Origin of the sequence: Geobacillus sp. LYN3 (assembly GCF_003064505.1) — a bacterium.
In the GTDB taxonomy this organism is placed as follows: domain Bacteria; phylum Bacillota; class Bacilli; order Bacillales; family Anoxybacillaceae; genus Parageobacillus_B; species Parageobacillus_B toebii.
The window spans coordinates 2,187,179-2,190,535 of the sequence record NZ_QCWL01000001.1 but is presented as its reverse complement, the minus strand read 5'-3'; the positions used below and the strand labels follow the sequence as shown (position 1 = coordinate 2,190,535).

The 3,357-nt window shown below is 48.0% G+C and carries 2 protein-coding genes; both read left to right on the top strand.

Features of this window, described 5'->3' with window-relative positions:
* Positions 1-203: 203 nt before the first annotated feature.
* Positions 204-1,880, top strand: a complete 1,677-nt coding sequence (ilvD, locus tag DCC82_RS11360) for a dihydroxy-acid dehydratase (RefSeq protein WP_108430375.1) — start codon at positions 204-206, stop codon at positions 1,878-1,880.
* Positions 1,881-2,019: 139 nt separating this feature from the next.
* Complete coding sequence (locus DCC82_RS11355; RefSeq protein ID WP_108430374.1) at positions 2,020-3,225, top strand: thiolase family protein; 1,206 nt, start codon at positions 2,020-2,022, stop codon at positions 3,223-3,225.
* Positions 3,226-3,357: the final 132 nt, after the last annotated feature.

The following is a 3,357-nucleotide window of genomic DNA, read 5'->3' as shown; positions in this document are numbered from 1 at the left end:
ATCGCATATTTATCAAAATTTGGGGGCTAGAAGTTCAATTTATCTCGAAGAATTTTTACTCCTCAGAGCTGCATTTTGACAAAGTGATAGATTTAAAGGGATAATCGCTGTTATCGAAATAAATATAATTGTCATTTTATTTTAAAAAATGGTACAATACTAAAAACATCGAGACTACAAAACTACTAATGGAGGGATTTAGATTGAGAAAGCTTCGCAGCGATATGATCAAAAAAGGATTTGACCGGGCGCCGCACCGCAGTTTGCTGCGCGCGGCAGGCGTAAAGGAAGAAGATTTTGACAAGCCGTTTATCGCCGTGGTGAACTCGTATATTGACATTATTCCGGGGCACGTGCATTTGCAGGAGTTCGGGAAAATTGTCAAAGAAGCGATTCGCGAAGCGGGCGGAGTCCCGTTTGAAATGAATACGATCGGCGTCGACGATGGGATTGCGATGGGGCATATCGGCATGCGCTATTCGCTTCCAAGCCGCGAAATTATCGCGGATTCGATCGAAACGGTGATTTCCGCGCATTGGTTTGATGGAATGGTATGCATTCCAAACTGTGATAAAATTACGCCGGGCATGATGATGGCGGCGATGCGGCTAAACATTCCGACGATTTTTGTCAGCGGCGGGCCGATGAAGGCTGGCGTGACGAGCGACGGAAGAAAAATTTCGCTTTCGTCCGTATTTGAAGGGGTCGGTGCTTATCAAGCAGGGAAAATTGATGAAAAAGGATTGCTGGAATTAGAAAAATACGGCTGTCCGACATGCGGCTCCTGTTCGGGAATGTTTACAGCAAACTCGATGAACTGTTTGGCGGAAGCGCTAGGGCTTGCGCTGCCAGGAAACGGCACGATTTTAGCGGTCGACCCGGCCCGGAAAGAATTGGTTCGCCAATCGGCGAAACAATTAATGTATTTGATCGAGCATGACATTAAACCGAGCGATATTGTCACAGAAAAAGCGATTGATAACGCGTTTGCGCTTGATATGGCGCTTGGCGGCTCGACAAATACCGTATTACATACGCTTGCAATTGCAAACGAGGCAGGGATCGATTACTCACTCGAACGAATTAATGAAATCGCTGCAAGGGTGCCGCATCTTGCCAAACTAGCGCCAGCTTCCGATGTGCATATTGAAGACTTGCACGAAGCGGGCGGCGTATCAGCCGTATTAAATGAATTAGCGAAAAAAGAAGGAACGCTGCATCTCGATACGTTGACCGTAACCGGAAAAACGCTTGGGGAAAACATCGCCGGCTGTGAAGTCAAAGACTATAATGTCATCCGCCCAATTGATAACCCGTATTCCGAAACAGGCGGACTTGCCGTATTGTTTGGAAATCTCGCTCCAGATGGCGCGATCATTAAAACAGGAGGCGTACAAGCCGGCATTACGCGCCATGAAGGGCCAGCGATCGTATTTGATTCGCAAGAAGAGGCGCTCGAAGGCATTGCGAGCGGGAAAGTAAAACCAGGCCATGTTGTCGTCATCCGTTATGAAGGGCCAAAAGGAGGACCGGGAATGCCGGAAATGCTTGCGCCAACTTCGCAAATCGTCGGCATGGGGCTTGGAACAAAAGTCGCGCTTATCACCGACGGACGTTTCTCAGGGGCATCCCGCGGTTTATCGGTTGGACACGTTTCCCCAGAAGCGGCGGAAGGCGGTCCGATTGCCTTTATTGAAGACGGAGACATTATTGAAATCGATATTACGAACAGAACGATTAACGCAAAGCTTTCTGACGAAGAATGGGAAAAACGGAAAGCGAACTGGAAAGGGTTTGAACCAAAAGTAAAAACCGGCTACCTCGCACGCTACTCGAAGCTCGTTACTTCCGCGAGCACGGGCGGGATTATGAAAATTTAACAGCCTATCAAAAAACCTGTTCGCCGGTCCCATGACCAGAGCGAACAGGTTTTATTTTTGCAAAAAATCTATATGAAAACGATTACAGTTTAGGTAAAGGTGTATATGATAGAAATATAATGGGAAGGGGAATTTATGAATGAGAGAAGTCGTTATTGTTGATGCGGTGCGGACGCCGATTGGAAAATATAAAGGGGCGTTAAAAGACGTCCGACCGGATGATCTAGGGGCAACCGTCATCCGTGCGCTTGTGGAACGCAATCCAAATCTTCCAGTCCATGAAATTGAAGAAGTTGTTCTCGGCAATGCCAATCAAGCTGGGGAAGACAACCGAAATGTCGCGCGGATGTCCGCCTTGCTAGCTGGATTGCCAGTTGAAGTGGCAGGAACGACCGTCAATCGTCTTTGCGGCTCAGGGCTTGATGCCGTCAACTACGCTGCTCGCACGATTATGACAGGAGAAGCAGACATTGTAATCGCAGGTGGAACGGAAAGCATGACGCGCGCGCCGTTCGTCATGGCAAAACCGAGCACAGACTTTCCACGCGGCAATATGGAAATGTTCGATACGACCATCGGATGGCGTTTTATTAACCCGAAGATGGAAGAAATGTACGGGACCGACAGCATGCCGCAGACAGCGGAAAATGTCGCAAAACGGTTTGGCATTTCTCGTGAAGCGCAAGATGAATTTGCTTATGAAAGCCAAATGAAAGCGAAAAAAGCGATCGAATCGAATCGCTTCGCAGACGAATTAGTTCCTGTCGTATATGTTGACCGGAAAGGAAACGAAGTTGTTGTAGATAAAGACGAACATCCTCGTCCAGACACAACGTTGGAGAAGCTTGCCAAACTGCCTCCGCTATTTGAAAATGGAACCGTCACAGCAGGGAACGCTTCAGGAGTCAACGATGGAGCGTCCGCGCTGTTATTAATGAGCGCGGAAAAAGCAAAAGAGCTTGGAATGAAACCGCTCGCAAAGTATGTAACGTCAGCAGTTGCAGGAGTGGAGCCAGCGGTGATGGGAATCGGACCGATTTACGCGACGAGGAAAGCACTTTCGCGCGCGAAATTAACAATCGATGATATCGGCTTAGTGGAATTGAATGAAGCGTTTGCCTCACAGTCGCTGGAATGCATCAAACAGCTGGAACTTGACCGCGCGAAAGTAAACGTCAATGGTGGAGCGATCGCCCTTGGGCATCCGCTTGGGGCAAGCGGCGCCCGCATTTTAACGACACTCGTTTACGAAATGAAAAAACGCAGGGTGAAATACGGCCTTGCGACAATGTGTGTCGGTGTAGGACAAGGAATCGCGACGATTGTTGAAAATCCGGAAGTCTAAGAAGGACTAATGGCGAACAGCACTGCCGTAATTAGCAGTGCTTTTGTTTTGGTTGATGCGTTACAAGAATAACTGCTACGAAAGCCCGTGACTTTAGTCATCGGGATGAAGTGGCTGAATAATAAAATTATT